This is a genomic window from Providencia sp. Je.9.19, from assembly GCF_051129765.1.
Classification (GTDB): Bacteria; Pseudomonadota; Gammaproteobacteria; order Enterobacterales; family Enterobacteriaceae; genus Providencia.
In genome coordinates this window covers 180,317-205,154 of the sequence record NZ_JBCPSS010000004.1, presented here as the reverse complement: position 1 = coordinate 205,154, position 24,838 = coordinate 180,317, and the positions used below count along the sequence as shown (strand labels likewise).

Annotated in this window: 22 protein-coding genes; 6 read left to right on the top strand and 16 right to left on the bottom strand. The window is 39.3% G+C overall.

All coding sequences use genetic code 11. The features are described 5' to 3' along the window. Positions 1 to 32: 32 nt before the first annotated feature. From AAZR93_RS15585 to AAZR93_RS15570, 4 genes are read right to left on the bottom strand one after another with little or no spacing between them, the layout of a single operon-like run. Positions 33 to 1,097, bottom strand: a complete 1,065-nt coding sequence (locus AAZR93_RS15585; RefSeq protein ID WP_294107076.1) for a fimbrial protein — start codon at positions 1,095 to 1,097, stop codon at positions 33 to 35. A 13-nt stretch (positions 1,098 to 1,110) separates the two neighbouring features. Next, complete coding sequence (locus AAZR93_RS15580; RefSeq protein WP_434720333.1) at positions 1,111 to 3,603, bottom strand: fimbria/pilus outer membrane usher protein; 2,493 nt, start codon at positions 3,601 to 3,603, stop codon at positions 1,111 to 1,113. 49 nt (positions 3,604 to 3,652) lie between these two features. Then, complete coding sequence (locus AAZR93_RS15575; protein ID WP_294107078.1) at positions 3,653 to 4,345, bottom strand: fimbrial biogenesis chaperone; 693 nt, start codon at positions 4,343 to 4,345, stop codon at positions 3,653 to 3,655. Between the two features lie 52 nt (positions 4,346 to 4,397). After that, on the bottom strand, positions 4,398 to 4,985 hold the full coding sequence (locus AAZR93_RS15570) for a fimbrial protein (protein WP_294107079.1): 588 nt from the start codon (positions 4,983 to 4,985) through the stop codon (positions 4,398 to 4,400). Between the two features lie 1,217 nt (positions 4,986 to 6,202). Here AAZR93_RS15570 and AAZR93_RS15565 point away from each other — a divergent pair. Then, on the top strand, positions 6,203 to 6,988 hold the full coding sequence (locus tag AAZR93_RS15565; RefSeq protein WP_434720332.1) for a class I SAM-dependent methyltransferase: 786 nt from the start codon (positions 6,203 to 6,205) through the stop codon (positions 6,986 to 6,988). Positions 6,989 to 6,993: 5 nt separating this feature from the next. Here AAZR93_RS15565 and AAZR93_RS15560 read toward each other — a convergent pair whose 3' ends face one another. The 3 genes from AAZR93_RS15560 to proP form a co-directional block, all read right to left on the bottom strand. Next, positions 6,994 to 7,302, bottom strand: a complete 309-nt coding sequence (locus AAZR93_RS15560; protein WP_434720331.1) for a monooxygenase — start codon at positions 7,300 to 7,302, stop codon at positions 6,994 to 6,996. A gap of 85 nt (positions 7,303 to 7,387) precedes the next feature. Further along, entirely contained in the window at positions 7,388 to 8,839 is a 1,452-nt protein-coding gene (gene phrB, locus AAZR93_RS15555) for a deoxyribodipyrimidine photo-lyase (protein WP_434720330.1), read from the bottom strand. A gap of 27 nt (positions 8,840 to 8,866) precedes the next feature. Next, entirely contained in the window at positions 8,867 to 10,369 is a 1,503-nt protein-coding gene (gene proP / locus AAZR93_RS15550) for a glycine betaine/L-proline transporter ProP (protein ID WP_294107083.1), read from the bottom strand. 915 nt (positions 10,370 to 11,284) lie between these two features. Between proP and poxB the strand changes: the two genes are divergently transcribed. Next, positions 11,285 to 13,009: a ubiquinone-dependent pyruvate dehydrogenase gene (poxB, locus tag AAZR93_RS15545; RefSeq protein ID WP_434720329.1), complete on the top strand. Its 1,725-nt coding sequence runs from the start codon at positions 11,285 to 11,287 to the stop codon at positions 13,007 to 13,009. A 729-nt stretch (positions 13,010 to 13,738) separates the two neighbouring features. Here the strand turns inward: poxB and AAZR93_RS15540 are convergent. Next, on the bottom strand, positions 13,739 to 14,641 hold the full coding sequence (locus AAZR93_RS15540; RefSeq protein WP_434720328.1) for a DNA-3-methyladenine glycosylase family protein: 903 nt from the start codon (positions 14,639 to 14,641) through the stop codon (positions 13,739 to 13,741). 237 nt (positions 14,642 to 14,878) lie between these two features. On the opposite strand from AAZR93_RS15540, the gene AAZR93_RS15535 reads away from it, so the two are divergent. The 3 genes from AAZR93_RS15535 to AAZR93_RS15525 are packed head-to-tail and all read left to right on the top strand — an operon-like array spanning position 14,879 to position 16,354. After that, on the top strand, positions 14,879 to 15,427 hold the full coding sequence (locus tag AAZR93_RS15535; protein ID WP_434720327.1) for a DUF2569 domain-containing protein: 549 nt from the start codon (positions 14,879 to 14,881) through the stop codon (positions 15,425 to 15,427). A gap of 36 nt (positions 15,428 to 15,463) precedes the next feature. Then, positions 15,464 to 15,820: a DUF488 domain-containing protein gene (locus AAZR93_RS15530; protein WP_434720326.1), complete on the top strand. Its 357-nt coding sequence runs from the start codon at positions 15,464 to 15,466 to the stop codon at positions 15,818 to 15,820. Between the two features lie 12 nt (positions 15,821 to 15,832). Then, the gene (locus AAZR93_RS15525) at positions 15,833 to 16,354 is read left to right on the top strand and encodes a DUF2569 family protein (protein WP_294107088.1); all 522 of its coding nucleotides are present in this window, start codon (positions 15,833 to 15,835) and stop codon (positions 16,352 to 16,354) included. A 31-nt stretch (positions 16,355 to 16,385) separates the two neighbouring features. Here the strand turns inward: AAZR93_RS15525 and AAZR93_RS15520 are convergent, their stop codons facing one another. The 7 genes from AAZR93_RS15520 to AAZR93_RS15490 all read right to left on the bottom strand — a co-directional run bounded on the left by AAZR93_RS15520 (position 16,386) and on the right by AAZR93_RS15490 (position 23,752). Then, positions 16,386 to 17,957: an ATP-binding cassette domain-containing protein gene (locus tag AAZR93_RS15520; protein ID WP_434720325.1), complete on the bottom strand. Its 1,572-nt coding sequence runs from the start codon at positions 17,955 to 17,957 to the stop codon at positions 16,386 to 16,388. 379 nt (positions 17,958 to 18,336) lie between these two features. Next, positions 18,337 to 19,836 carry a glycerol-3-phosphate dehydrogenase gene (gene glpD, locus AAZR93_RS15515; RefSeq protein WP_434720324.1) on the bottom strand — a complete coding sequence of 500 codons (1,500 nt, stop codon included), beginning with the start codon at positions 19,834 to 19,836 and terminating at the stop codon, positions 18,337 to 18,339. Between the two features lie 503 nt (positions 19,837 to 20,339). After that, complete coding sequence (locus AAZR93_RS15510; RefSeq protein WP_294107091.1) at positions 20,340 to 21,098, bottom strand: DeoR/GlpR family transcriptional regulator; 759 nt, start codon at positions 21,096 to 21,098, stop codon at positions 20,340 to 20,342. Positions 21,099 to 21,127: 29 nt separating this feature from the next. Next, a complete protein-coding gene (gene glpG, locus AAZR93_RS15505; protein ID WP_434720323.1) occupies positions 21,128 to 21,976 on the bottom strand; it encodes a rhomboid family intramembrane serine protease GlpG in 849 nt (282 codons plus the stop codon). A 16-nt stretch (positions 21,977 to 21,992) separates the two neighbouring features. Beyond that, positions 21,993 to 22,316 (bottom strand): thiosulfate sulfurtransferase GlpE, encoded by a 324-nt coding sequence (gene glpE, locus AAZR93_RS15500; RefSeq protein WP_434720322.1) that lies wholly within the window; start codon positions 22,314 to 22,316, stop codon positions 21,993 to 21,995. Between the two features lie 101 nt (positions 22,317 to 22,417). Continuing rightward, complete coding sequence (gene nfuA, locus AAZR93_RS15495; protein ID WP_294107094.1) at positions 22,418 to 22,996, bottom strand: Fe-S biogenesis protein NfuA; 579 nt, start codon at positions 22,994 to 22,996, stop codon at positions 22,418 to 22,420. A 63-nt stretch (positions 22,997 to 23,059) separates the two neighbouring features. Further along, positions 23,060 to 23,752, bottom strand: a complete 693-nt coding sequence (locus AAZR93_RS15490; protein ID WP_434720321.1) for a DNA utilization protein GntX — start codon at positions 23,750 to 23,752, stop codon at positions 23,060 to 23,062. A 56-nt stretch (positions 23,753 to 23,808) separates the two neighbouring features. On the opposite strand from AAZR93_RS15490, the gene bioH reads away from it, so the two are divergent. Then, positions 23,809 to 24,588: a pimeloyl-ACP methyl ester esterase BioH gene (gene bioH / locus AAZR93_RS15485; protein WP_434720320.1), complete on the top strand. Its 780-nt coding sequence runs from the start codon at positions 23,809 to 23,811 to the stop codon at positions 24,586 to 24,588. 16 nt (positions 24,589 to 24,604) lie between these two features. Here the strand turns inward: bioH and AAZR93_RS15480 are convergent, their stop codons facing one another. Beyond that, on the bottom strand, positions 24,605 to 24,838 hold the full coding sequence (locus tag AAZR93_RS15480; protein ID WP_336430711.1) for a FeoC-like transcriptional regulator: 234 nt from the start codon (positions 24,836 to 24,838) through the stop codon (positions 24,605 to 24,607).

Genomic DNA, 24,838 nt, shown 5'->3' with positions numbered 1-24,838 from the left:
CAAGGGGATATCAATTGCGCCCTATTTTTATTTTATGGATACACTACATTCAAGATGGCGGTGGTTTTGATCGTGCCCTGAGTAACTTGTTTCGGCGCCCATGGGTAATAATAAGCCGCCATCGGGATCATAAAATTAGATTCTAATTGCCCACCTGCTTTGACATAAAAAAGCGATGTGGCATTACCACGGCTATTGGTATTGGTTGAAATGAGCACCGGCTGTTGGTTATCACTGGTTTTAACTAATCTTAGACCGACTCCTTGAGCCGCATTTGGTGATTTATCAATTAAAACGGTGCGATCAGTACTGAGCAAGTTATTACTGGATAAGAAGATATCAATATCACGTTCAGAGGTATTTTTATTGCCCAAATTTTCGCAGCGCATATTTAAACTAAATGGTGTGTAGCCTGCTCTGGTATCATTTAAGACCTGATTACGTCCTAAAGTCGGCAATGTAACCACTAAACCTGCATTTTGAAATAAACAGGTCGTCATTTTGGGTGAATAAGTGATATTCATTGGTTGGCTATACATATCGCGTTGATCATAAGGCCATTGAAAACCGTTAAGTAACCAATAGGCAATTTTAAGGATTTGTTTGGGTAGCCAAAGTAATATTTCAAAGAAGCTTAAACCGCTTAAATCAGTCACAATAAGAACATCACGTAAGTTCGCCGTATTGCCTTGTATTTTTTCTCCCTTTTGGGAGACCAATGAAAATTTAATTGTCATTGAGGCATTTAATTGGGCAGCAGAATAGCTACCCCATTTTTTTATCGTTAGATTTGGGATGTTATTGGTAATTTCTGCACGAATATTATATTTGCCCTCATTAAAACTTAAAACAGTCGCATCATGGCTACTGGTACTTAGAATTTTAATATAGCCAAAGGTGCTTTCATAAGTCGTACAGTTAAAACTGCCTGCATATTGCGTTGGAATTGTAGTTATCCATACGGGAGTCGCGGGGGAAAGCTTATCGGATAAATCTACATTAATCGGCGGTGCGTAGCGAATATTACTATTGTAACAAGTAGCATAACTCAGGCTACTAAATAAAAATAAGCATAAAGATAGGATATTCTTAATCATTATTCACATCTCTTTATTGGCAAATAGCGGGTGAGCTATCAAGGTTTTCAGTCAATTCATTGATAGTACAACTGCCATTAGCTAATTGGACGACGACTTTTTTAGGGAAGTTTTCGGCTTTCAAATAAAGCACGCTAGATTGTCCGACATAGCCGATTGATTCCCCATCAATACTCAAAATCTCTGAGCCAAAAGGGAGTGCTTTGTTATCAAAAAACAATGCACGACTCACCCAGTTTTTACGGGTATCGGTTTTAAAATTGACGACACTAACTGCGCCTTCTAGCGGGGCACTATTGGCTATATTTCCAATGACTTCAGCACCTTGCGTCTCTTCTGTATTAGTAACCGTGATGGCATTTTTTCGATAAGGTATTGCATAAGGCACTAACGCGAGTCCTTCACTATTCGTGACAATACTTTGGTCGCCATTAATCATGAGCCCTTCAGCTTTAGGGGCTTTCACAATGGTCATGGTACTGCCTACTTCATTAGAAATGAGCACATTCCAAGGAATAGCCACTAAGCTACCTCGGGCACTTAAACCTGTTTGACGATAATCGTTGGACTCACTTAATGACCCCCCTAAAGTGGAAACATTAGCGCGATAGGTGACATTGGCACTGGCCATATTTTGTCCATTTTGCTGATTGCTACCAGAAAACGCATAATTAAGACGATTTGCCTCAAGGGCGGTTCCACTTAATGAAAGGGTACTTTGTTGGTAACCGGAGCCGGTGGCGGTAAAACCAGAACTGACCCAAATATTGTTATCGAATAACGACATAGGCAAGCTTAGGGACAAATAGTAGCGATTTTCTTCTTTTCCTTGTCCGTCTCGTACACGACTTGCTGACAATGAATAACTCATCTGTGCATAAGAATTGGCATAGCCGAGTTGATATTCTCGTGTTGCAGGTATGGTTGCCCAATAATCACGTTGCGATCCTGAAACATAAAATGTGCCCCAGCTTTCTGGTAGTCGTTGGTTTAAATTGATGGTGAAGGTATTTTTGGGTCTTGCGCCTCGCATGGAATCCCAAGTATTAAGATCAACTGCGGGTGTTTCTTGATTATTTTTTTGATTTTTTTTATACAAATCAATAGATTCTTGGTATGAGCGATAGCCATCGTGAGCATGAATTGAATCATTAAAGCTATAATAGCCTTTAGTTGAATAACGATAGGCCGCTAAGGTGAAGTTAGTGGCTGTGGTATCTAAAAATTTACTATAAGAGACACGCATACTTTGCCCATGTTGCGAATCATTCAGTAATTGTGTATCTGCATGGGTAATATCAACGGAAACTGCCCCAATAGGGAGATTCCAACCTGAACCCACTAAATAGGCTCGGTAATTTTCACTGGCGATAGTGCCTATGTATCCGGTGATTAAATTATTAAAACCATACTCAAAAGTACCTTGTACAAAAGAAGGAGTGTAGTTTCCTCCGTCCTGATTCACTTTTCCTGCAAATAATGCATAGTTACTGACCCCCTCCTTTAACATACCCGGAACGGCAGAAAAGGGGACAGTAAAGGATTGTTCTTGTCCATTGGCTTCTTGCACAATGACTAATAAGTCACCTGCGGAGCCTGTAGGCTGAATATTATCAAGGGTAAATTGCCCCGGAGGGACACTTTCTTGATAGATAACACTGCCATTTTGTAGAACTTTAATCAGCGCATTTGTTTGTGCGACACCTCTAACTATAGGGGCGAAACCTTGTTGAGAGCTTGGACGCATGTTGATATCGGAGGCGAGCGAAACACCACGGATCCGCATAGAATCGAATAAATTACCTTGTGTATAGAAATCACCCACTAATAAATTGGATTTTTGCATCGGTAATGATTTTCGAATATAGCGGGTATTATTCTGCCATTTCAGTTGTTCACCAGAGTACTTTCTGACGGTACTGTTATCTCGAAATTGCCAAGAACCTATATTAAGACCGGATTCTAAACCACTATAAAAGTCATCACTGGATAATTTAGCACCATTTTTATTCTTCGTTTTATAATAAGTGGTGTTATAGGAAAAGATCATTGCGGGTACGCCGCTATCCCAAAACTCAGGAGGCACGTAGCCGACTTGGGTACGTAAAACGAAACTTTGTGGTACAGATAATTTAATACTTAGTGTACTAACATCAACACTATAGCTTCCTCCCTGAACAATTTGTTCTAATGAGTAGTCATATTGCTCAGTGTCAAGTTTAGGGAGAGATACCCCGAGCAACATGGCTTCTTTTTGTTCAAGATATATTTTCTTGTCATCGCCAGTAAAGGTGAACGGATAACGGCCTTTCCAGTCATTATTGACGTAAATATCCATTTCTTGGATACCAGCAGGCATATTTTGGTCTTCATAAAAGCGAGTTAAGTCTGACTTTGCAGAGTCACCTGCGAGCAATGAGGTGTCAAAATTAACTCCCCAACTCGGTGATGTTGCGAAAAGTAGGCATATTGCCAACAGGCTTTTATGATGGCCGTACTGCTTCATTATTACAGGTTCTCTAACTGGTGGGATTGTTGTTCTTTTTACGATAAAGCTACAGCGCAACGATCGATTTATCTTTATAGGCACCAAAATCATCAACATATAGCAAACTATAGGTTTTACCCTGCTTTACGGGGGATTTTGCAGGTGCAAATACATTAGAAAATGGGGCGATCATTAACGATTCAGAAAGTACTTTTTGGCCTTTGTCGTCATTGATATTGGCAATGGTGATGTAAAACGGACTTGTATTCGTGAGGCGAAATCCTTGATTTTCAACTTTCGCTTCGACGGTTGAAATTGCATTCTCTGAAATACTTTGTAAGTTAGTTGGACGATAAAACAGTTTAATACGCGTTTTAATAGCCAACTGCATCGTATTTTGTCCCTGTAAATTATCGGGTGTCGGGGGAATATCGAGAACATTTAAATAAAAAATAGATTCTCTATCCGTTGGCAATGAAGAGGGTAATTTTTTAATTCGCAGTTGCTGGCCTGCATTACCTGAAACCTTTATAACTGGAGGTGAAAGTAAAAATGGCACATTAGCAGTTTCTGGCGTTGAATTGATATCACCATCATCAATCCAAGATTGTACCAAGGCGGGATCATTACCGTTATTAATTAATTGTACGATAGTTTCTTTATTACTCGCCGGATAAATAACGCGAGTGCCATTGACCACAATATTGGCAAATGCGGAATTAACACTAAATATTAAAGAAAGTAAAATAAGTATACGCATATTCATTCGCTCAAAAATAGCCAAGTTAGTTATTTAACTTGGCTATTAATCATTACAGGTAAGAAATTGTGTAAGTTACGTTAGAACTCAAGCTACCTACTTTTGCCGGTAATGCATTGGTTTTATAGTAGTAAATATCTAAGGCTAATGACTCAGGTTTAGCTGGGTTAGTCGCGCTGCCTTTGATATCAGTTACAAAGGGTTTATTTAATGGAATTGCTGTTTTAGTACCTGGTTTTGCAATAGCAAAGCCGACGTTACGCGCAACAGATACATCATTTTCATTTACAGTCGTATTTTGCAAATAATTACCGTCAGTAGAGATATTATCTGCAGATGAGAAATGAATGGTTAATGGGGTATCAATGGCTTTTGCTGCGGGTGCGCAGTCAGAAAAAGTTAACGCGATTGTTTTTTTATTTTTATCAATCAGACCTGTAGTAATACCTGCATCAGCTGCAGTAATAGGATTCAATGCAACAGTAAAATCTGCACTTTTTCCACCATTAATTGTACAAGTTGTATCAGTAATTGCACCGCTGAAGTTAATTACACCACCTGCCGCATTATCCGCTGATAAAGCTGGTGTTGCAGATAAAATAAGAGCTGTGGCAGCAGATAATGCAAATTTATTATTCATTTTCTTCTCCGAGAAGAGTTGTTATTCATGACGATGGTAAATAAGTAAAATATTAAATTTTTAATTTAATAAAAAATTTTAATTAATCATTAAAGCAATTTTTTAATTACTTAGATGTAAGAGGAAATTAAAAAATCAATAGCAAAACGTAATCACTTTAAAAGTGATTAATGTTTTATTTTCTATTTATTTTAGATAATTTGACTTATATCAAAAATGATAGCCTGTCATTATACGTGTAATCATTTATTTAAACAGAGGGCGAAAGTTAGTCATTTTATATATAAAAATTATATCTTGAAATGGGTACACTTAGGATGGGTGATTGTGGTTTATATGTCGATATTAATTATATATATGATTTTTTATTCTAAGTTTTAATTTAAAATGATATTTTATATAAATATTGTAGATATTGTTGGAGTTAATAACTTGTTGCAAATAGTGAATTTATGTAAAAAATGATGTTTTAAATTATTTTAAATCAGTATGTTAAATGAAAAGGCTATTGGTGATTATTTGCTAACTTAGGATTATTTATAGTAATCATTGTTTTTAATATTCCGATTATTTGCTTTTAATTGGTCTAATGTTTCAATTATTTAATTAATATATAGATATTTTTAATATTTAAATAAGTGCTAATTTTAATTAGGGTGATTTAGCAATTATATTTTATTTGTATGACATTATTATTAACCAGGCATTTAAAAAACATTTTGATTATTTTTTCATCAATAATATTCTTTATGGTTTTTTTTAAATTGGCCATATTCGATATTTACCCATATTAATTACGAGGTCTTTTATGGTTAAAGTTAAATTTTATACCGTATAAGCTCTCTATTTTTATCACTCAGCTATTATCGGCAGAATAAAAATTAACTTTATAACTAATTCATAGTTTAGGTGTAATTACTTAATTTTTTAAGCAAATATTAAATTTACATTAAGCTTGCTGCGTATAAAAAATAAGAGGACGAAACTGATCGTTTTTAAACGATAAATTTTTATAAACTCGATTTCGAAATCAGATTTTGAAAGGCGAGTTTTGGGCGATCTATTTCGATTTCATAAAGTGGCTCGACTTGCTTGAAAGAGTTCTGACCACGTGCGTTATACCGTATTCTAAATATAAATTGCTTATTTTATTGGCTCAAATAGGTGCTTTTTCAATCATTTTCTGTTTTGATGGATAAATAATTATATTTCATTTCATGTGGAAAAACGTAGGGAAACAAAAAGTGAAAACACACCATCAAGCGGTTTACCAACAATTTGACGAACAGGCAAATTCATATTTAACCAGCCAAGTTCATGCACAGGGCGAGGATTTAAAGGTCTTAATACATTCACTCAGTGGCAGTAATGAGGCCAATGTACTTGATTTAGGCTGTGGCGCAGGGCATGCCAGTTTCGGCGCCGCCCCTCTGGTATGTTCTGTGACGGCTTATGATTTATCAGACGCGATGTTAACAGTAGTCGAAAAAAATGCGACAGAACGTGGTCTCAATAACATTACGACTTGTAAAGGCACTGCGGAATCATTGCCTTTTGCTGAAGATACTTTTGATATTGTGATTAGTCGTTACTCTGCTCATCATTGGCATGATGTTGAGCGGGCTTTACGTGAAGTTCGTCGCGTATTAAAACCCGGAGGAAGAGGTATTTTCATCGATGTTGTTTCACCGGGACACCCTTTACTGGATATTTATCTGCAAACGGTGGAAGTACTGAGGGATACATCTCATATTCGCGACTATTCCGCAGGGGAATGGTCTGGTATGTTTAATAATGCAGGGCTATTCGTTCGTGAAATTAAAAGCTTTCGTTTAGAGCTTGAATTTACTAGCTGGGTTAAGCGGATGAGAACGCCAGCACCGCTAATTGAGGCTATTCGCTTATATCAAAGCACATTAAGCGATGAGGCAAAAAGCTATTTTGCAGTACAGGAAGATGGCTCATTTACCTCAGACGTCATGCTGTTTGAATTTCAAGGCTAATTGCGTTATTTGATAAATTGCGCTTGGTTTAGCTGGCTAAGCGCAGTATTCACCTCGAAGATTTCACCGTTAACGGCTGGAATACCGAAGGATTTCAAGCGGGCGCTATGCTTTTGCAAGTAAGCTTGCGCCTCGGCTGCTGAGGCAAAGAGATAGATACCGCCTGCTTTTTGTGTTTCTTGGTTTTGCGTCCAAATTTTCCACATAAAACCCGGCTCTTGATTGATAGACTCAGCCAATTCATTCATCGCTGTTGTCATTTCATCGCCCCAAGGCCCTTGGTAAGGGAAATCTACTTGTAAAATAACCTGCATATCATCTCCTTTTATTTGGATTTATTATAATAACGGCTAAATTCATATATTACATTGATTATTCTTGAACGCTATTTTAGGGCAATCACGGTGATGATAATTTCAAACTATTTCGCTTTCCGGCCTCAAAAGCCTCTAGGGTGTTTAATCGCGCTTGTTTATGGTCAACTATCGGTGTTGGATAATTGAGCTGAATGTGATTACTATCAGCCCATTCGTGAGGTGTATGGATATATTTATCTGGCACCGACATTAACTCAGGTAACCAATGGCGAATAAATGTGCCTTGTGGATCAAATTTGGTTCCTTGGGTCGTTGGGTTAAAAATTCTAAACCAAGGTGATGCATCAACCCCTGTTGACGCTGACCATTGCCAGCCCCCATTATTCGCCGCTAATGTGCCATCAATCAGTTGGCTCATAAAATATTTTTCGCCTTTGCGCCAATCGATGAGCAAGTCTTTTACTAAAAAACTGGCCACAATCATACGTAAACGGTTATGCATCCAACCCGTTTCATTTAGCTGACGCATTGCTGCATCCACAATGGGGTAGCCTGTTTGTCCGTTTTTCCATGCATTAAAATCGTCAGGGGAGTTATTCCACTGAATATGTTGAGTCCATTCAATAAACGGTTGATGACGGCAAAGTCGCGGAAAAGCAACTAATAAATGAGAGTAAAACTCACGCCAAATCAATTCATTAAGCCAAGTAAAAGCGCCACTGTCTGGAGAATCTAATACCTGAGTGTTTTCCGCATGTAAGCGGTTAAAACACTGTCGTGGAGATAATACGCCAATGGCTAGATAAGGGGATAATTGACTGGTTCCATTGACTGAGGGAATATCTCTATCTCGTTGATAATTTTGGACACGCTCACGACAAAATTGTCTCAGTTGCTGTAATGCGGCTTGCTCTCCGGCCACAAATTGTGGCGAGATATCAGCCGCAGCATGTGCAAACAACGGTTGTGTTTCGTTAATTTCGAGGGCTTTACCGCGTTTTTCTGGCACAGTTAACGAACGGCAATCAGTGACAACAAGTTGAGAGGTAAATGCACGCCGAAATGGTGTATAGACCTGGTACATTTCGCCTTTTTGATTGCTCACGGTTCCAGGAGCAAGCAGTAAAGCATCATCAAAAGCATGAATATGTAAGGCATGAGATTGTTTGACTAACCACTCATCCCGTTGCTTTTCATTTATCTCATATTGGCGATTAAAAAAAAGTGCATCCGCTTGCTGTTCGCTGGCGTAATCAAGCACCCATTGTGCGGCCTCAGTAAAACTCGCGCTAGTATGACAAACTAACGGAATACCGAGTTGTGCAAGGGAATGTTGTAATGCAACGAGGTTTTGATGCAAAAAAGTAATTTGACGTGCAGAAACATCATGCGATTGCCATTGTTGTGGCGTAGCGGTGAATAATGCAATCACTTTCGCCTGCGGATCAGCGCAGGCGGAGGAAAGCGCTTTATTATCTGTGACTCTCAAATCATTGCGAAACCAGATAAGATGACAAACTTGTTTTGCTGCCACCGCTTTCCTCCTTTGCCTTTGAAAAGGTTAATCCAATTTAGGGTGCTGATTGATCAAAGATTGACGTTTTTTCTCAAGTTCAGCAATTTCTTTTTCAATATCTTCAACTTTTTGTTCAATGTTGTCAAAGTGCTCAGATAAGATCTCTTTTGCTTCTGCTTTATCAGAAGCCGCAGGAGTCGCACCTCTTAATGGTTTATTTGCAGTTTCTGGCATTTTAATACCGGTTAGCAAACCGATAGCGGCGATCACCATCAGATAATAGGCTGGCATATACAGATCATGGGTTGATTCGACTAACCATGCTGCTGCTGTTGGTGTTGCACCTGCAATTAATACTGAAATATTAAAGGCGATTGCTAAAGCACTGTAACGAATATGGGTTGGAAAAATAGCGGGTAAAATTGATGCCATTACACCCGTAAAACAATTTAATAATACAGCTAGAATTAATAAACCAACAAAAATTAAGCCGACAGAACCACTGTTGATCAACATAAAGGCCGGATAGGCTAAGAAAATAAGACCTACACTACCTGCGATGACAAAAGGACGACGACCTATTCTGTCACTCATCAACCCAATCAATGGCTGAACAAATAACATACCCATCATAATGGCAATAATAATTAGCACACCATGGTCGGTTGAGTAATTCAGGTTATGTGATAAATAACTTGGCATATAAGTCAGCAACATATAATAAGTTACATTAGTTGCGATCACTAAGCCGACACAAATCATCAAACTTTTCCAATATTTAGTCGCCACTTCACGGAAAGAAACTTTCGGTGGGTTTTGAATATTGGCTTTATCTTGTTTTTCTAACGCTTCAATATGTTGTTGGAATGCGGGGGTTTCTTCAAGAGAATGACGTAAATAAAGACCAATAATCCCTAAAGGAAGTGCTAAGAAAAATGGAATTCTCCAGCCCCAATCGTGAAAACTTTCTTCCCCTAGAATACTTGAAATCAGTACTACGACACCTGCACCTAGTACAAAACCGGCAATTGAACCGAAATCTAACCAGCTTCCCATAAAGCCACGTTTACGGTCGGGTGAATACTCTGCAACGAAGATAGCGGCACCTGAATACTCGCCACCGACTGAGAACCCTTGAGCCAGTTTAGCAATAAGTAATAGTATCGGTGCCCAGATACCGATGCTGTTATATGAAGGAATTAACCCTATACAAAAGGTACTGATTGCCATAATGATAATGGTCATCGACAATACTTTTTGTCGACCATATTTATCACCTAGGACACCAAATACAAGTCCTCCGAGTGGCCTAACTAAAAAAGGTACTGAAAAAGTAGCTAATGCGGCAATCATCTGAACGCTCGGTGATGCGTCCGGAAAGAACACTTGACCTAATACATAGGCTAGAAAGCCATATACACCAAAGTCAAACCATTCCATCGCATTACCCAGCGAAGCAGCGGTGATTGCTTTTTTTAATTTACCGTCATCAATGATAGTAATATCATTAATATTTAACGGTTTTTCTCTTTTTTTTCTAAATTTCATGGAGCCATCCTGTTATCTGAATATTAAGAACTTTTTAAACGACATTCAAAATGTAGGTTTTTCACATCTGAGTTTTTTGGATAAAGAGCAAGTGCTTAATATTTAGAATAGTCGTTATATGAACAATACATAAATTATTTAAACATTATTTGAAAGTGAAAATGATATTTTGCTGATTTTATTGATTTGTATCAGCTATTTTTTGATTAGGTTACCGTAGGCAGGAATATAGCGAAAAAAAATCATGAGAATAATATTGAAGTTGATTTAATGACAAAGAACATGGCTGTGAAGATTGTTGTAAATGAAGCAAAAAAGTCACCATCTAATAGCTTAACATGGTTTCTATCATACAATAATTTCGAAATATTGTAAAATAACGTGATTTTAATCCATTGCCACCACCTTATATTGAATGTAAATGCTGGGTTTTGCCTGAAAGCTAGATTTAATGGATTGTTTTGTTTTATTTGCATGATTTTAAAGTGAAAATTACTAATTTAAAATCAATTGGTAATTACCGCATGTTTTAATGAAATTAGCTTAAATAGGGTTGTTAATCATTGGTAATATCGATAGATTTTTTATGTGTAAAAATAAATTTGATTAGTAAAACAGCAACGTAATATTAATTTTCACTAAGTTGATAATAAATTTTTTGCGATAGTCTAAATCTGATGATTTCTTTATGTGACAAATACAATCCATATTTATGCTGATACTTAGTTCTTCTTTTGATATTAACAGGTTATTGTATTGTTCTGTTTTATATTTAATTTAGTCGGTAGGAATAGACTATTTCTTTAGCTACAATCAATTCAATTATTGCCCAAGCATTTGAGAATGAGTGAGTATTGCAGCATATGAAGAATATCTGCAAATAACCTAATTATCTGACTTAAAAAGAGTGCCATTATGAAAAAACAGAGTATTGCATCCTACATTGCTAAAGTTCTTGATAATGCAGGTGTTGAACGTATCTGGGGCGTTACTGGAGATTCATTAAACGGTTTAACAGATAGCTTGCGCCGTCAAGGTGCTATTGAATGGCTAGGAACTCGTCATGAAGAAGTCGCTGCATTTGCCGCAGGGGCAGAGGCTCAGCTAACAGGGAACTTAGCGGTTTGTGCAGGTTCTTGTGGTCCAGGTAATATGCATCTTATTAATGGATTATATGATTGCCATCGTAATCGAGTGCCTGTATTAGCTATCGCAGCTCATATTCCTTCAAGTGAAATTGGTAGTAATTATTTCCAAGAAACACATCCGACAGAACTCTTCCGTGAATGCAGTCATTACTGTGAGATGGTCACTAATCCAGAGCAAATTCAACAGGTCTTAGGCATTGCAATGCGCAAAGCTATCCTTAATAAAGGGGTATCTGTTGTTGTGATCCCTGGGGATATTGCGTTGAAAGATGCACCAGAAACCGCTAAAGATACGTGGTATCAGCCACAAGCTCCGTTGATCATGCCACAACGTACTGAGATTGAAAAATTGGCCGAAGCCTTGAATCAATCTAAAAATATCACGTTATTTTGTGGTAACGGTTGTGCTGGTGCTCACGATGAAGTGGTTAAATTGGCTGAAACTCTAAAAGCACCTGTAGTTCACGCCCTGCGCGGTAAAGAACATATTGAGTGGGATAATCCGTATAGCGTTGGTATGACTGGGTTAATCGGCTTTTCTTCGGGCTACCATGCAATGATGAATGCGGATACCGTGGTATTATTAGGTACCCAATTTCCTTATCGCCCGTTCTACCCAACAGATGCAAAAATTATTCAGATAGATATTAATGCAGGTAGCCTAGGTTCTCATTGTCATATTGATATGGGGCTTATTGGCGATATCAAATCAACGCTTACTGCATTACAACCACATTTGCAGGCTAAGCAAGATCAAAAACATTTAGATGGTGCATTGAAACATTACGCCGAAGCGCGTAAAGGGCTAGATGATTTAGCGAAGCCGGGACATGAAGGTCTTATTCACCCACAATATCTAGCGACTAAAATTAGTGAGTTGGCAAATGACGATGCCATTTTTACTTGTGATGTTGGCACACCAACTGTATGGGCTGCGCGCTATTTAAAAATGAACGGTAAACGCCGCCTGATAGGCTCTTTTAATCACGGTTCAATGGCAAATGCGATGCCACAAGCATTGGGCGCACAATCTGTTGATAAAAATCGTCAAGTTATCGCCATGTGTGGTGATGGTGGTTTCAGTATGTTGATGGGGGATTTTATTTCCCTGACGCAAATGCAGCTTCCAGTCAAAATTATCATCCATAACAATGGTGTTTTGGGCTTTGTGGCAATGGAAATGAAAGTTGCAGGTTTCTTAACGGCTGGCACTGATTTACATAATCCTAATTTTGCTGCGATTGCCAATGCTGCGGGTATTAAAGGTATCCGAGTTGAGAAAAGTGAAGATCTTGACGGTGCATTAAAAGAAGCTTTTGCTCATGATGGTCCGGTTATTGTCGATGTGTTGACAGCAAAACAAGAGCTATCAATGCCGCCAGAAATTGAGGCGCAAGAAGCCAAAGGCTTTAGTTTATATATGATGAAAGCAATTATGAGTGGCCGTGGCGATGAAGTTGTTCAACTGGTTAAAACTAACTGGCTGCGCTAATTCATTGATGTGGTGAATTTTTAAAACCTCATTCAATATAGTGTGAATTCGCTAGGTTGAATGGGGTTTTTATTTGGGGTATTTTTAATAATAATTTCATTCATTACGCCACGATATTTTATTTTTCAGAGACGGTATTGCTGATTTTCTTGGTCTTTTGAACCCATTATTTCAATGAATAATATATGTAAATAAATACAGTATTGACATATAATTTAAAACATGTAGATTAAGTATCAACAGCACAGAAACACGCTGTGACAAGCAGTTCAGCGATAGCACATTGCTATCGCTAAAGAGTGTAAACGCGATGATGTAAGGCTTGGATAGTGCTTTTTGGTTGCGGCTGCAATGGTCAGCAACGGGGAGTAAGGCAACGCATCAATAGTATATATCGCGTGGGAGAGTGTACTGTTTATCTGTTACTCTTGTCTTGATGAGATAACAGTTTTATAAACAAATATTATATGGAGTCAGTTAGTCACCATATCGTAATAAATTTGTACATTTTAAACGTAGTATCAAAGTAACACTAAACTAGTAGTCATTAATGTTAAAAATTAAGTTGGCAGTATCTTAAAAGCCCTGAACGTATTAACGTCAGGGCTTTTATCGTTTTAGCCCCTCAGTAAACTCAATCCTCATGTTCTCATCTCAGGCATACTCAACCGTTCTGTGCCACAAAACAAACTTTTTTTGCCCAGTTTCTCTTCTTTCTCATTTCTATCACTAATAACCCGCGGCCGACTGACTGCGCCATAAATGTGCTGCCACTAAGGCTCGCCATGGGGAATATTGTGCTAACCATTTTTCAGTTTCTTTGGCGTTAGGTTGTTCATCTTGTGTTAGTAATATTTGCAAATTACGTCGCACTGCTACATCGCCATGTAAAGAACCATCGAGATAATTAAAGCCCCGAAGTAAGGCGTAGCTCACTGTCCATGGTCCAATACCTTTTATACTTAATAACTGCTCCGTGAGATGGGCAATATTGGATGAGGTTATTTGTACAGATAAATCAAGTTGTTGGTTTTTGATTGCATCACATAGTGCCCGCAAAGCGACAATTTTGCCGGTAGAAAAGCCGGTTTGGCGAAGAGTATCATCATCGACTTGGTTGACTTGTTGCTCGTTCGGAAAACACCAGATGCCTGATGAGTGCTGCATTCCGACAGCCTGAATAAACCGGCGGCGAATGGCAATTGCGGCATGAACGCTGATTTGTTGACCGATAATGGCCCAAACGAGGGCTTCAAATGGGCTGGCAGATTGATAAATCCGTAAACCTCGCTGGTTTTTAATCAGTTTCCCCAACCGAGGGTCAGTTAAATAACATTCTTCAAATTGTTCTACTCCTTGATGAAGACCTAACAAATTTTTTCCAAGAGCCACGATTTGCTCTTCATCTGATGTGTTTTTTGATGAGCCAAGTTTGGATGAGTCGATATCGAGTGAAATGATAGCTTGCTGGTTATCGATACGAAGGTTTATTTGCGCAGGGTTGTTATGCCAAATAATGCCTTTACGTAACTGTTTATTCTCAACAATTTCCGCAATGTTTTGTTGATCTCTTAAATGAAATGCAAAAAAATCATCGCAGCGAAAGTGCTCTGGCAGTAATAGCGTTGGCATGGTCATCACCTTATAGGACTTTTCTTTATTATTAAGAAGCGCATTTGGTTACTCATAATTTACCATTCAAATATGATATTGTGCTTAATATAGTTGTATTTGAATGAGGAAAAGAAGCAATATAGTTAGTCTGATAAAACAATCATGACAGATTTGCGGTGATAGTTGGAGCCTATAAAAGTGCTTAGTTCAGAATAAAGCGAAAGTATGAGTATGATACAATTCAAGGATGTTTAGATGAACAATCATGAGCCATCTCAAGATAAAATACCACAGCAGTCTTTCGACGCGATACCTCCTGCCACGCCAACTGCCCCTGCGCCAAAAATAAAAAATGAGTTAACGGGTTTTGGTGGATGGCTTATCTTGCCAATGTTGGGCATTATTTTATCTATTTTTGTTTTGCCCGCGACGATTTATGCTCAAAATATTGAAGTGATTGAATATTGGGATGCATTAACTAATCCGCTATCAGATTCATTTATTCCTTTATTCAAAGAATTAATTTACTTCGAAATCTTAGGTAACTCGATTCTTTATTCCGTACTCTTGTTTTTATGTTATGTATTTTTTACCAAGAAAAAAATAGCGATTAAAGTTTATATTTTCTTCCAGTTATTTTCTTTGGTGCTAGTTGTCTCAGATATTGTGTTAGCAATGACATTGCTTGATTTAGAATTTGAACCTTCAGATATTAAAGATATTAGTCGAGTCCTTGTCAGTTGTGCGATTTGGATCCCCTATTTTTTACTTTCCGTGAGAGTTAAAAATACGTTTGTAAACTAAGTCATGGTCTAACTCACGATAATAAGAGGTAAGTTGATGATTTATTGTAAAAGAGTTTATGACGCCACCTCTATTGAAGATGGTTATCGGGTGTTAATTGATAGATTATGGCCAAGAGGAATTAAAAAGACGGATTTACAGTGTGATGAGTGGAATAAAGCTGTTGCTCCCTCCAATGAATTGCGAAAATGGTTTCATCAAAATACAGATCAATTTGAACAATTTATTACGCAATATCGCCAAGAGCTCAATAATAATGAATCCGCTTGGCAGCCGTTAGTCGAAAAGGCAAAGCAAGGTCATTTAACCTTATTATATAGTGCAAAAGATACGCAACATAATCAGGCGAAAGTGCTTAAAGCATTTATTGAAGAAAAGATACAAGGTAAATAGAAGGTTATTAGAATGGAAACCCGTCAGTTATCTCAGGGGGAACAACAGGTTTCTCATGTTACCGCTCAACATGTGCAAAAAGTACCTGTTCAAGGCATTGGTGGATGGCTTATTTTACCGCTTATAGGGCTATTTTATATGTTCTATAAAGCTATCAGCATGATGCTACAAGAGATTAGCCAAGTAAAAATTGCTTGGCCATTAGCGACTCAAATAGATTCTGATTTTTATGTTTCGGGTTTTGCATCTGCATTTTATTTATTACAAATGGGCTATGGCCTATTAATTGCTTTGCTGTTATGGACTTTTATCGCAGCAATTAAATGGAAAAAAAGCGCTAAGCTCTTGTTTATCATTTCAATGATTATTTATCTGGTGGTGATTATTGGGGCTCGTTTTGTTTTCCCTAATTATTTTGGCCTAGAGATTAATTATTCAAATTTAATCACTGCGGTTAATAGTGGTTTTTATTGTGTCATTTGGATCCCTTACTTTTTGGTTTCCAGTCGTGTGAAAAATACCTTTATTCGTTAGAAATAGGCTGCCATAGGGCAGCCTTGTTTGTTTATTGATTAGAGAGATTTAATTCATGGGTGATATTACATTGCTCAATAAATACATTATCATGAGAAACTAAAAATAAAGTGCCTTGATATTCATTCAATAAATTTTCAAGTAATTGTTTTGAATCTAAATCTAAGTGATTATCGGGCTCATCAAGTAATAGCACTGCGGGTGGGGTGGGACTATGAGTTAAAGCTAGTAAGGTGGTTTTAAGTTGCTCCCCACCACTGAGCAGATGTAATGGTTGTAATGATTTATCCCCTCGAATACGTAACATCCCAAGTTGTGTGCGCCATTGCTCAACAGTAAAAGCAGGTTGATAGTGGTGTAATGCTTCGGCGACGGGCAACGACTTATCTAATAGATTTAAGTGTTGGTCTAAATAGCAAAACTCACCACTGATACGATACTCTCCTGATAGCGCTTGGATATGACCCGCAAGTATTTTAAGTAAGGTCGATTTTCCACTACCGTTGTGCCCCTTTATATGCCAATGCTCACTACTGTATGCAGTAAACGATAGAGGAGCTTGATAACCGTAAGGTAAGTGTAAATCAGCAGCAAATACAGTGACTTTACGACCATCACCTTGATATTTTAAATACATTTTTTGGGGTTTGGTATGAATGATTTTATCTTGGCTTTGTTGTAACTGATCGTGTAAATCGCCAATAACGCGCTGGTGTCGCTCAGCAACGTTCGATTGCCTTTTCTCTGCTCTATTTTTTTTCATATCCAGTAATAACAAGGACTGCGATCCACTTGAGCGTACTTTTTCACCTTGCTTACGCCGTTGAGCTGCTTTTTGTAATGTGGCTTGTTGTTGCTGCTTCTCATGACGAATATGCTTATCAAGCCTCTCCGATTCGGCTTCAATAGCGGCTAGTTCAAATTTTCGTTGCTCATCATACAGGGCATAATTTCCACCATATTCATGCAGACCCTTGTCAGTGAGCTCTAGAATATTCTGCATATGGGCTAATAGTGTTCGGTTGTGAGTAATAACCAAACTTCCTGCGGTGTGTTGTGCCAGTTTTTCACTTAACCATTGGCGACCTTCCGTATCGAGGTGGTTATCTGGCTCATCGAGTAATAAAAAATGATTGGGATGCAAAAAAGCGCGGCAAAGCGCAAGGCGAGTACGCTCTCCTCCACTGAGATACGCAATAGGTGTTTCCATCGAGATAGGCAGATTTGCGGAATCGAGCAGGCTTTGCCATGTTGCAGGGTAATGCCATTTATCTTCAACTAATTCAAAATCGACTAATGTGCCATTACCCGCATTAATGCGAGCAAATGCTTGATAAAGTTCACTAATCCCTAAGGCATCGATAAGCGTGTTGCCTGTTAGACGAGTCAGTTGATCAACGTGAATGAATGGGATGTTCCAGTGAATGTGACCTGATGTGGGTGTTAATATTTGGGCGAGCATACGCATTAGCACGGATTTCCCCTTACCATTATTACCGACTAAGGCATTTTTTTGGCAAAACAGAGTGCCACTTAAAGGTGGAAAAAGTGCAGTTTGATTAAATTCGATATTGAGTTGTGAAAAGTGACAAGCAGCCGTCATAGATACCTCCAATAAATAGAGGGCAGACAACGAAGATTATCTTTCGAATAAGATAGGATGATAACTATTGCCCGCCAGGAACAGAAAAATGAATACCGAAAAACGGTATTGGAAAATATTCTCTGGCAGTGCTTAGTTCATCGTGAGGAATACCTGCTAATTGACGTTAGTGTGATTAGGCCAACGTGTAAAAATGTGAGTACATATTATAAGCAAACTAAATCAATTTGTACAACCTCAGCCCGTATCTAAAAATAAAGCGCCAGTCAGCAAACACTGACCGGCGTTTATTTTACAACGAGACTGCTTTCAATCTACAACTTACTATAACAACGAGATTCTATTTTTACGTTTGGATTATTGCGCCAGTTCAGCAGTTTTAGTTTGTTCTGCTAACCACTGTGTTTGCTAACCATTGTGTAATGCGCTGTTTTTCTTCATCATTCAGCCACATACCCAATTTAGTCCGACGCCAAATAGCATCATCTAGTTCAACAACCCATTCATTTTTCACTAAATAACGTAATTCTGCTTCATAGACGTTATTGCCAAATGCTTCACCAAGGTCGCTAAGTGAATTAGCACCTTCAAGGATCAATTTGCTGTTGCTGCCATAGGTTCTTGCATAACGTAAGGCAAGTCCTTCAGGAAGCCATTGGTAGCGTTGGCGTAACAGGCGTGAATAACCATCACGGTCACAACCTTCAATATCACCACCCGGTAGCTGACCGTTTTTTGTCCAAGGACTGCCCGCATTTGGGTAGTAACTTGCCAGTTTAGTGACTGCCGCTTCAGCAAGCTTACGATAAGTGGTTAATTTACCACCAAAGACAGATAACAGTGGTGCTTGACCATTTTCATCATGAATATCTAAGGTGTAGTCACGAGTGATTGCCTGTGGTGAATCAGACTCATCATCACACAGCGGACGAACACCAGAGTAATCCCACACGATATCATCTTTACCTAGCTGTTTTTTAAAGTGGTCGTTATAGACTTTTAACAGGTAGTTGACTTCATTTTCATCAATTTTGACATTTTTTGGATCGCCATTATATTCAACATCGGTGGTTCCAATGATTGAAAACTCATCCATCCAAGGAATGACAAACACAATACGATTATCTTCGTTTTGTAAGATATAAGCTTGTGGCTCATCATGGGCGCGGCGCACCACAATATGGCTACCTTTGATAAGGCGAATGCCATAAGGCGATTTTAATTTCAAACCATCATCAAAGAATTCTTTTACCCAAGGTCCTGTCGCATTCACGAGGCCTTTGGCTTTCCAGGTTTCGGTTTCGCCAGTGCGGAGGTCTTGTGCTTCCACAATCCACAAACCATTTTCACGATATGCACGAGTGACTTTTGTTCGAGTGCGGACCTCACCTTGTTTACGAACGACTTCTTGAGCGTTTAACACGACTAAACGCGCATCATCAACCCAACAATCTGAATATTCGAAACCTTTCGCCAGCTCCGGTTTAAGCACGGAGTTTTGGCTAAATTTCAAACTCTTACTGCTTGGTAGGCTAACGCGTTTTCCCAAATGATCATACAGGAATAAGCCAATACGGATCATCCATGCAGGGCGTAAGTGTGGTTGGTGAGGAAGGCGAAAGCGCATTGGGAAGGCAATGTGCGGTGCTAACCGTAATAGGACTTCTCGCTCAGCAAGCGCTTCACTGACTAACCTGAACTCATAATGTTCAAGGTAACGTAAGCCACCATGGATGAGTTTTGAGCTCGCTGATGAGGTTGCACTCGCCAAGTCTTGAGCTTCAAGCAGCAATACTGACAGTCCACGGCCTGCAGCATCAGCCGCAATACCAGCGCCGTTAATTCCGCCGCCAATTACAATCAAGTCTTTAGTTTCCATGCATACCCCTGAGATGTTCGAAATACTTTCAAATATGTTCGTTTTCGCTCATTTGATTGTAGTCAAATTTCATTAATATGCCAACTAGTAATCGATATAAATATAACAAGTGCGTGATATAGGTAACAAGTTTTATACACTTCATACCTTGTGCAGATACACTTCATTCTTCGCGCCACAGCGTTGTTGGCAGCACTCCGCTACCCAAATCACGTACTAATGTACGCTCATTGGGATATCCTCGTTTGCCGCCTAGCTGTAATGTGAATTATTTTGTGTCGATACACTTCATATTTCGCGCCACAGCGTTGTTGGCAGCACTCGGCTACCCAAATCACGTACTAATGTACGCTCATTGGGATATCCTCGTTTGCCGCCTAGCTGTAACACGAATTATTTTGTGTATGAATAATTTGCTAATGAGTAAAGGAAAATAAAATCTAGGGATCGAAAATATAGAGGGGAATGATGGCAGCGAGGCTACCATCATGGAAGGCTATTTTTTAACACAGTTCGAGCTGAACGTTATGTTGTTCAATCACTTTGAGAATACTGTCAGGTGGTTGTTGGTCAGTAAATAAATAATCAATTAGGTTCATATTACCGAGGTTTACCATGGCATTACGGCCAAATTTTGAATGGTCAGTAACTAACATTACGCAACGCGAGTTTTCAATAATGGCGCGTTTGGTGCGAACTTCATGATAATCAAACTCTAATAATGAGCCATCCATATCAATACCACTGATACCTAGAATGCCGTAATCGAGCCTGAATTGGGAGATAAAATCGAGGGTTGCTTCACCGACAATACCGCCATCTCGTGAACGGACTTCGCCACCCGCGAGAATTAAACGAAAATCTTCTTTTTGCATCAATAGAGTAGCGACATTGAGGTTGTTGGTCACAACTCGCAAATTTTTATGATTCACTAAAGCATGGGCGACCGCTTCGGGCGTTGTTCCGATATCAATAAATAAAGTCGCACCATCAGGAATTTGGCTAGCCACATGTTGTGCAATTCGCGCTTTTTCGTCTGACCACATGATTTTACGGTCATTATAAGCTGCATTCACCGAGCTTGAGGGCAGTGCTGCGCCACCGTGATGTCGTTGGATTTTATTCTGTTCAGCGAGATCGTTGAGGTCTCGACGAATTGTTTGAGGGCTGACCTCAAAATGTTCGACAAGTTCTTCAGTACTGACATATCCCTGAAGACGCACAAGTTCAATAATTGCATCATGTCTCTGGGTTTGTTTCACAGCGTTAGCCTCTAATTATTAAAATAATTTTATTTGGAGCTCTGGTGTTTAAAACTGTGCCTATTATCCCATACTCCCATCAATAAGCCGATAATTAACCCTGAAGTATGTGCGGCATTGGCAATATGCATACCTAAAATATCGAAATAACCGAAAAAGAGCCAGACAATTGAGAAGATCATCAATCCACGAGGTACACCAATTCCCAATTCAGGTCGGCGCTCACCCGTTAGCCAAACGTAGCTGACAAGGGCATAAACCACACCGGATAATCCGCCAAAGTTATTTTCACTAAACAGTGATTGTCCCCAATTACTAAACAATGCAGAGACTAATAAAATGGTGAACAGCTTACCACTACCGAGTTTGCGTTCAACTTGGCCGGCGAGAAACCACCAGAGTGCAAGATTGAAACCGATATGTGAAATTGAAAAGTGAACAACGGCAGGGCTAAACCAACGCCATAATTCAGTTTGTTGATCGCCTATAGGCCAAGCTAAATAGCGCAAAACTTCCCGAGCATCGGTCATGACGACCCACAGATAAACCACAACGGATAACAGAATAATGGCTATCGTTAATGGGCCTGATTGCTCTTTTAAATAACGGAGGGTGAGGTAGTTGCGATATTGGAATTGCGCATCCGTATTGCCAGTTTGCCAACTTGCGGCGAGATAACGGGGATGATTCGGATCTTGCAAAAATACATCAAGTTCATGGCGAACTTGTGAAAGATGCTGCTCATCGTCTAACCAAAGTTCAAACTGTTGCTGCTGTTCGGATGATGGCTGTATTCGCAGATGAATATTTTGACTAGCCATATAGTCAACGAATGCTTGCGCCATTCTTGGGTTAGCAAAAGAAGTGATATGGGTCATGAATGCGATTTCTCGTTTAGAGAGCCGTAACGGCTTGTGGATATTCCCTTAACCATGCTTCGAATCCGCCACTGATACTATAAACAGATTCAAAACCAATATTAATCAGGTATTGTGCAGCGCCTTGGCTACTGTGCCCGTGGTAACACATGACCATAACCGGCTGTTCATAATCAGTTTGTTCTAAAAACGCAGTGATTGATTCATTGGTTAGGTGATAAGCGCCACTTGCATGGCCAGCACGAAAACTTTGTGGATCGCGTACATCCACAAGTACAGCGGTCTTGTTTAACCAGTGCTGATGAGCCTGTTCAGGTGTTATTATCTCAAAATGATCCATAAAATACCGAATTGTAAGGGCAAACTCTTGCGAATACAGGAAAGCTGGCACCCGTTAATCATGCTCGGGTGCCAAATAAAAATAAATCTAGTCTTTGGGATCTAGTAGAACGAGTGGTCGCCACGTTGATGTTCGGTCAAGTCTTTAACGCCTTTTAGCTCGCCTTCGAACATTTTAAGTAACTCTTTTTCGATGCCTTCTTTTAAGGTGACATCGACCATGGAGCAACCATTACAACCACCACCAAATTGCAGGATAGCAAAACCATCATCAGTGATTTCCATTAGGGAAACACGACCACCATGACCCGCTAACTGAGGGTTAATTTGTGATTGTAAAACATATTCAACGCGCTCAATTAATGAGGCATCGTCAGAAACTTTACGCATTTTAGCGTTAGGCGCTTTGAGCGTTAGTTGTGAACCTAGTTGGTCAGTGACGAAGTCAATTTCAGCATCATCCAAAAATGGTGCGCTAATTTCATCAACATAGGCTGAGATTTTTTCGAACTTGAGTTCTTTATCAGTCGCTTCAACTGCACCTGGTGGGCAATAAGATACGCCACATTCAGCAGTTGGTGTGCCTGGGTTAATGACAAATACTCGGATCTGGGTGTTTGGCTCTTGATTTTCCAACAACTTGGCAAAATGAGCCTGTGCTGCTTCTGTAATATTAATCATAATCATTTGCTCAATAATAGTTGACTGCTTTCGTTGGTTATAATACGCCCATTTACCCCTTTCCTACAAGGTGCGACACAAGGACCACGCATCAACAGTATGCGCTCCAGCACAAATCAGCAATTGTGCGGCAGTATTCATCGTGGCACCGGTGGTAATGACATCATCGATGATAGCAATGTGTAACCCTGAAACTGTAGTGGTTAGCGTAAATGCACCTTTTAGGTTGCTTAGGCGGTATTCCCGTTCTAATGTTATCTGAGCCAGTGTATCACGAGTGCGCGTTAATGAATTTCCCGAATAAGGGATATTGAGCCATGTGGACAATTTTTCACCAATTAGTGCCATATGATCGAATCCACGTTGCCATAATCGATGTGGATGCATTGGGATAGAGACGAGCAAATCGGGTTTTTTCCATTGATTTTGACGATAGCCCATTAGCCAAAAAAGTAAAAAAATTCTCGCAATAACAAAGGATAACTGAGGCTGTTTATTAAATTTATAGCGATGAATGAGTTTTCTTAACGGCGCTTGGTAAGGGCTAACAGTGATTAATTGTTGCCATGCAGGAGGTTGCTTTAAGCAACGTCCACATGCTAATAATTGCTTATCATGAGGCTCATAAGGCAATGCACAGCGTGGGCAACATTGTGGCATTAAGGGGATACTTTTTAAACAAAAGCTACAGACGCCCTGACATGGTAATTTTAATGGTTGTTGGCATAGCCAACAGTTCCCTTCTATTGTTAGCATAGATATTGTTATCATAGATATAGTTGGCTGATTCCGAATTAAAAGAGAGTGTAACCATGACAACGCTATATTGGCAGACCGTCGGCGAAGGAAAACAAGATCTTGTGCTGCTACATGGATGGGGACTGAATGCGCAAGTTTGGCAAACGATAATTCCGCGAATCACTTCCCATTTTCGCATTCATTTGGTTGACTTGCCGGGTTATGGTCGTAGTCATGATTTCGCACCAATGAATGTACAGTCAATGGCGGATACGGTGTGGGAATTAGCGCCTAAAAATGCAATGTGGTTAGGATGGTCATTAGGTGGATTAGTCACTAGCCGCATAGCTCTGGATCATCAACAAGAAATTAAAGGCCTAATTTCTGTGGCATCTTCCCCTTGTTTCAAGGCGAATGAAAGCGACTGGCCGGGGATTAAACCTGAGGTCTTGCTTGGTTTTGAGCATCAATTATCTGCTGACTTTCATCGTACAGTTGAACGTTTTTTAGCCTTGCAAACTTTAGGCACTGAAAGTGCGCGTAATGATGCTAGATTGCTAAAATCGGTTGTTTTGGAACAACCAATACCAACGGTTGAGGTGTTAAACGCAGGTCTTGAATCACTGCGCACAGAAGATTTACGAGATGAATTGAAAAATTTATATGTGCCTTTTTTGCGCATTTACGGTTACTTAGATGGTTTAGTACCACGTAAGGTCGCGACGTTATTAGATAAAATGTACCCAGACTCTCCTTCTATCGTGATGCGTAATAGTGCCCATGCACCATTTATTTCCCATCCTGATGAGTTCTGTGAATATTTATTAGATTTTCAGTGTCGTTTGGTAGAGTAGATAACTAAAATTTGAATCACTTAATTTTATACACAAAATGTGCACAATCTTGACTCTCAGGGCAGCCTTTGCAGCTGACCCCTGTTAAACATGCACTGACATCGACCTTTTCTATTTTGTCTAAACTAACTAATTTTTCCGCCATTGCTTTAATCAGTGGGGCTGGAGTATGCAATTGTTCACTGAGTAATTCGAGGTCAGCTTGCCCATATAAAGCAATTAAGTCTCTCACTTGAAGCAGGCTGACCAT